Here is a 5709-nt window from a genome sequence, read left to right on the forward strand (position 1 = left end):
GTGGGGCGCGACGCGGTGGGGCCCGCGCGGCCGGCCGCCGGCCCGGTGCCGGACCTGCTCGCCGCCCACCCGGCCACCACCGACGCGGTGGCGGCGCTGCTCGGCGCGGAGCCGGTTCCACAGCGGTCACATCCATTTCCCACAGGTGCCGAGCCGATGCATGAACGGCCTGAGTAGATACCTGGATGCGCCGTAGGGTGATCGTATCGATGCTCCTGCGACCGTACCGAGGCACGGGTGGCCTCTGGGGCATGGGCTCCGGCTTGGAGGGGTGGTGGCGACGGCGCGTCGTGCTCGTGCGATCGCGGAGCGGGCGGAGCGGGAGTCCGCGGAGGCGATCCGCAGCGCGGTCGCCCGGTTGCCAGGTTCGTTGTCGGTGCGTGATGTCGCCGAGCTGCTTGGTATCTCCCACCAGCGGGTCGCGCAGGTGCGAGCGGAGCTTGCCCAGGGTAGTGATGGGCGGGTGTCGGCTGGCGGGTGAGCGGGGTGCTTCGGCGCCACGGGGCACGTCCGTGGTTGTCGCGCCTTCTTTGTCCTGATATGTGATTCTCTGCCCGGATAGGGCTGGGGTGGGTTGCTGTGGGGGCCGGGCTGGCCGATGGGAGCGCCGGGCTCTACGTGCGACCGTAACCAAAGGTGGTATGTCGATTCCTGTAGGTTAAGTTTGCTGGTGGACGTGGATGTGGGTTGGTGTGCCGCCGGTCCGTTCCGAGGCGAGGGACTCGAGGAAGCCGAGGTGGAGGCCCGGAGAGGTACTCGCCGAAGGCCACTCGGTCATTTGTGCTCGCGTGGCCGGAGGGCTGGAGGTGCGCTGGCCGGAGGGCATGCGGCTGTGGCCATCCCGTCCACCTGGAGATCGTGCTGGAGATCATGAAGGCCCGGAAGCCCGAAGAGGCTTGAACAGGGAAGCAGGGAGGGCGGTATGGGGGTCGTCGTCGCGACGGACGTGCGGCTGCGCCGGCCACCGGAGGGCGGCGTCGGGGTGGGCGGTCACGGCGGGGCGGGTGGTTCCGGCGGGGTGGATGGAGGCGCCGTGGGCGAGGCGGTGCGGCGGTCATGACAACCGATCTGTCCAGCGCCGCCCCCTCCGCCGGGGGTCCTGCCGCCGTCCTGGCCGGGGCGGGCCGGGCCGGCGATCCAGACCGGTCGGCGGCCGGGGCCGGGCGGGCCGGCGCATCCGGGCGGGCCGGCGTATCTGAGCGGGCCGGGGCATCCGAACGGGCTGGGGCATCCGACAGGCAGCCGCGGACGGTGATGTACCTGGTCGAGGAGATGAACCGGGGCGGGGCGCAGCGGCGCACCGTGGAGCTGATGCGCCGGCTCGACCCGAACGAGTTCCGGCTGGTGTTCTGCTCGCTCAGCGGCCGGCGGGGCGAGCTCGATGACGAGATCCGTTCGCTCGGGGGCGAGGTGTACTACCGCCGGCTCGGCCCGGCCTTCCCGCTCACCTTCTACCTGCTGCTGCGCCGCGTGCGCCCGCAGGTCGTCCACGCGTACGCGTCGGATGCCACCGGGCTCGTGTTCGGTATCGCCCGGGTGGCCGGTGTGCCGCGCCGGGTCGCGCATTTCCGGGTCAGGGCCGACGGGGCTGGTGGCATCATCGGCCGGCCCGGTGACAGAACCGGAAGATCCGCTGGCGGAACCGGGTGGGCCGCTGGCGGAACCGGCTGGTCGGGTGCCACCACCCGCCGGCGGAGGCGCAACGCTGGCGCGCTTCTGCGGCACGCGGCGGGACAGGCGGCGCTCGACGCGAACGCGACCGATCTGCTGGCCGTGTGCGAGGCGGTCATGCGCGAGCTGTGGCGCCCGGAGTGGCGGGTCGACCCCCGCTGCCGGGTGATCTACAACGGGCTGGAGGTCGAGCCGTTCGGTGTCGCCATCGCGGCCCGCCGGCGTGCGCTGGAGAGCGTTCCCGAAGGGGCACGCAGCCCGGTCATCATGATCCATATCGGCCGGCCGGGAGCGAACAAGAACCGGGCCCGCGCCATCGACGTACTCGTCGCGCTGTGCGCGCGGGGGGTGGACGCCCGCCTACAGATCGTCGGGCGTCAGGACCCGGCGGAGACCGCGGAGCTGCTCGCCAGGGCGTCCGCCGGGGGGGTGCGTGGCCGCGTCGAGCTGCTCGGCGAGCGGGACGACGTGCCCCGGCTGCTGGTCGCCGCGTCGCTGCTGCTGGTCACCTCGTATCTCGAGGGCCTGCCGAGCGTCGTGCTCGAGGCGTGCGCGGTCGCCACTCCGGTGCTGGCCACGGACCTGCCCGGGATCGCGGAGGTCGCCCGCCTGCTGCCCGGGATCACGATGTTGCCGCTGTCCGCCACGGACGAGATCTGGGCCGACACGGCCCGGGCGCTGACCGCTGTCCAGCCGCTGCTCGAGGACCGGCGGGCGGCGCTGCGGCGCTTCGTGCGCTCGCCGTTCACGCTTGAGAACTGGCAGCGGGAGCTGACGGCGGTCTGGTCGCGGCCGCCTGAGCCGAGGCTGCCCGAGCGGTTGCCTGAACGGCACCGGCAGGCGGGCGGGCGGCTGTGCCCCGGCGGGCCGTCCAGCCGCCGTGCGAGAAGAACTCCCCGTCCGCCCAGCGGGTGACGACGTCCTGATCGGGCTGGGCGAACCGTTCGGGCAGGGCATCCAACGGATGCCAGGCCAGCCGGCGCGGCCGGCGGGGGAGGCCGGTGGCGGCCGCGCCGTGGGCGCCGGTGACGCCGTATGTGCGGGTGACGTGGAAGAACAGCCCAAGCTGTTCCCGGTCGTCCGCCCAGTGATGCGCCACGTGTTCCAGCCGGACATCCTCGAGCGTTGTCAGCAGCGCCGCCTGTTCACGCGCCACGCGGACCGCGGCGTCGCCGGCGGCCTGCCCCTCGAGGTTTCCGGCCGGCAGCCGCCAGCATGCCGGCGACGTCTCGTCGCCGGTGGTGAGAAGAATTCTGTCCCCGGTGCGCACCAACAGGTGAACCCGCACCGGCAGCGCCGACCGGCTCATTGTGCGGTGCGCTTTTCGTGGGGCGTGTCCCGGCACGTCGTCATGGCCGTATCCCGTTTCTCCGGACACCGTCGGGCCCGCTCCTGGCAGGGTGGTGCCGGTGCTGGCGGCCGGTGCCCTGTACCGGCGCGGTAAAGGTGCGGCGGCGCAGGTCGCACGACCGGGGGCTGTCGTCGTAACCTGTGCCGCCGCACCCGTGGTGCGGTACCGGCGCTCCCCACCCCGGTGGGGTGAGTGGGGACGGAGGCGGGGATCGCCGGTACCAGTCCGACCTCGGTGGCCGGGGCACGGTCAGCCGGCCACCGAGGAGTTCGTGGTCCCCTCGGAAAGGTCCCCGGCGACGCGAAAAAGGGGCATTATCGCGCGCCGCCGGAGACCAACTCGGAGCATGGATGACAATCAACATCCAGCGTCTTTCCGCCTCTTTGGAAGGCCGGCCGTCCGCTGAACTGTCTCGGAGCTTAGGGTGCGTCCGGCGGGTGCGTCCACTCTCAATTTCACGGTATCCGTGCCGGTCGAACTCCGGCTGCCGGACGATCAGTGCCCGGGCGTATTAGCCCGCCGGGGCGACGGCCGTCCGATGGCTGGTCACGCTCGAATCCAGAGGGTATCCGAACTCCCGGCCGGTGGGAACTCCCGGCTGTATTGTGTCCCGCTCCTGAAAACCGCGCACATCGTTCTGGCGGGGCCGTAAGAGGCCGTTCGGCGAATTATCGGAACTCCCTGTCGGGCGGGGAGATACGGCCGGGGCGGTACTCGCCGGGCGGGACTTCCGGCTCCGGCGGAATACGGACGTAATTTTCACAACCGGGCGACGACGGACATCTGGCGGTATCTCAACGGACGGTGGGCGCGTGGTGTGGCGGACGGTCCCGCTGCCTGCCCGCTGCCTGGCTGCCCGGAGCGCCTTCGCCCGGGGCGTCACGTTGACCGGCCGCGCGGCGCCGATCGGCGCGGCCGGCGCCACCGCGGCCCCGCCGCTGCCGGGACCGGGTGCTTCCGGGACCCGCCCCAGGGCCCGGCCGGTGGAACGGCGGTGGCGGGAGGTGCTGTGAGGTGGCGTGAGGGAGGTGGGAGAACGGTGACGGACGGGAACGGCACGGTGTCTCTTCCGGCAGGGTAGCGCGATGTGGTGTCCGCCACGTAAGGGGCCGGGGAAGGGGATATTGCGGGGCGATGGGTGCCTGTGTGATTGGTGTTACAGCCGCGGGTACCGTCGAGGACAGGCGGCCTTCCGAAGGGTGCGGCCGTAGCGGCCATACAGTTCAGGCGGTCGATTGGATGCGGTGAGTCACGGCTGCCGCCGATGGGTCGCGCCATGTCCTCCGCGACCGTGCCGGTCGGGCCGGCTCGGTCGAGCCATACTCGATCGAGCTGTATTGGTCGGACCGTATTGGTCGGACCATATCGATCGAGCCGCGCCGGCCGGGCCGTATCGGGCGGGCGCTGTCGGTCGGGCCGTACCGGTCGGGATTGCGGCGGTTGACGGATCGTGTTGATCGCCGGGCGACCGCCCGACCGCCCGGCCGGCCGGGGTCAAAACATCCCGCAGCCTACCAGAATTGAAAAAAGAGTCGAGCCGGGTAGTTCTGGACACGGCGGGCACGGATCTGTGAGGATGCCGGCCGGTGACCCTCAAAGTCGTTTAGGCTCACTGCGACAACGGAATGTACCGACGATAGAGGAGTTCTCTGACGTGGTTACGCGAGTGGGTGTCAACGGCTTCGGCCGTATCGGCCGCAACTTCTGGCGGGCGCTTCAGGCTAGTAAGCGTAACGACATAGAGATCGTTGCAGTGAACGACCTTACCGACAACAGGACACTTGCGCATCTGCTCAAGTACGATACTACGCTGGGCACGCTGTCGGAGCCGGTGAGTCCCGCCGACGGCGGGATCAAGGTCGGCGACGGCTTCCTCAAGGTGGTCTCCGAGCGTGACCCGGCGGCCCTGCCCTGGGGGGACCTCGGGGTCGAGGTCGTCGTCGAGTCCACCGGCCGGTTCACCAAGGCCGAGGACGCCCGCAAGCACATCCAGGCGGGCGCGAAAAAGGTGATCATCTCCGCGCCGGCCAAGGGCGAGGACCTCACCGTCGTCATCGGCGTGAACGACGACATCTACGACCCGGCGCAGCACACGATCCTGTCGAACGCCTCCTGCACGACCAACTGCGTGGCGCCGCTGGCCAAGGTTCTCGAGGACACCTTCGGCATCGAGCGCGGCCTGATGACGACCGTGCACGCCTACACCAACGACCAGGTCATCCTCGACTTCCCGCACTCGGACCTGCGCCGCGCCCGCGCCGCCGCCCAGAACATCATCCCGACGACGACCGGCGCGGCCAAGGCGACGTCCCTGGTGCTGCCGCAGCTCAAGGGCAAGCTGGACGGGCTGGCCCTGCGCGTTCCCGTCCTCGACGGGTCGGTGACCGACCTGGTCGTCACGCTCAAGCGCGAAGTCACGATCGAGGAGGTCAACGCCGCCTACCGGGCCGCCGCCGAGGGCCCGCTCAAGGGCGTCCTCGTCTACACCGAGGATCCGATCGTCTCCTCCGACATCGTGGGGACGGCCGCCTCCTGCACCTTCGACTCGCTGCTCACCATGGCCAGCGGCAACCAGGTGAAGGTCATCGGCTGGTATGACAACGAGTGGGGCTACTCCAACCGCCTGGTGGACCTCACCGCCCTCGTCGGCGGACGCCTGTAGGAACATCGGGGCGGAGAACCCTGTC

Annotated in this window: 5 protein-coding genes and 1 pseudogene; 5 read left to right on the forward strand and 1 reads right to left on the reverse strand. The window is 70.7% G+C overall.

Annotation, left to right across the window (positions count from 1 at the left end):
* Positions 1–274 precede the first annotated feature (274 nt).
* The 3 genes from NBX02_RS08015 to NBX02_RS08025 all read left to right on the forward strand — a co-directional run bounded on the left by NBX02_RS08015 (position 275) and on the right by NBX02_RS08025 (position 2586).
* The gene (locus tag NBX02_RS08015) at positions 275–481 is read left to right on the forward strand and encodes a hypothetical protein (protein WP_250283324.1); all 207 of its coding nucleotides are present in this window, start codon (positions 275–277) and stop codon (positions 479–481) included.
* Between the two features lie 441 nt (positions 482–922).
* Entirely contained in the window at positions 923–1060 is a 138-nt protein-coding gene (locus NBX02_RS08020) for a hypothetical protein (protein ID WP_250283323.1), read from the forward strand.
* Positions 1057–2586: a glycosyltransferase gene (locus NBX02_RS08025; RefSeq protein ID WP_250283321.1), complete on the forward strand. Its 1530-nt coding sequence runs from the start codon at positions 1057–1059 to the stop codon at positions 2584–2586. The genes NBX02_RS08020 and NBX02_RS08025 overlap by 4 nt, the downstream gene beginning before the upstream one ends.
* A 52-nt stretch (positions 2587–2638) precedes the next feature.
* Here NBX02_RS08025 and NBX02_RS23000 read toward each other — a convergent pair.
* Positions 2639–2980, reverse strand: a pseudogene (locus NBX02_RS23000) (hypothetical protein); the annotation flags it as partial.
* Between the two features lie 854 nt (positions 2981–3834).
* Here NBX02_RS23000 and NBX02_RS08030 point away from each other — a divergent pair.
* Positions 3835–4035 carry a hypothetical protein gene (locus tag NBX02_RS08030; protein ID WP_250283319.1) on the forward strand — a complete coding sequence of 67 codons (201 nt, stop codon included), beginning with the start codon at positions 3835–3837 and terminating at the stop codon, positions 4033–4035.
* 641 nt (positions 4036–4676) lie between these two features.
* Positions 4677–5684: a type I glyceraldehyde-3-phosphate dehydrogenase gene (gene gap / locus NBX02_RS08035; protein ID WP_250283316.1), complete on the forward strand. Its 1008-nt coding sequence runs from the start codon at positions 4677–4679 to the stop codon at positions 5682–5684.
* The last annotated feature ends 25 nt before the right edge of the window (positions 5685–5709 follow it).

The organism is Protofrankia sp. CiP1_Cm_nod1, assembly GCF_920888515.1.
Lineage (GTDB): Bacteria > Actinomycetota > Actinomycetes > Frankiales > Frankiaceae > Protofrankia.

Coding starts and splice junctions, on each gene's coding strand:
- NBX02_RS08020 (WP_250283323.1), top strand. CDS start 923: ATGGGGGTCGTCGTCGCGACGGACGTGCGGCTGCGCCGGCCACCGGAG.
- NBX02_RS08025 (WP_250283321.1), top strand. CDS start 1,057: ATGACAACCGATCTGTCCAGCGCCGCCCCCTCCGCCGGGGGTCCTGCC.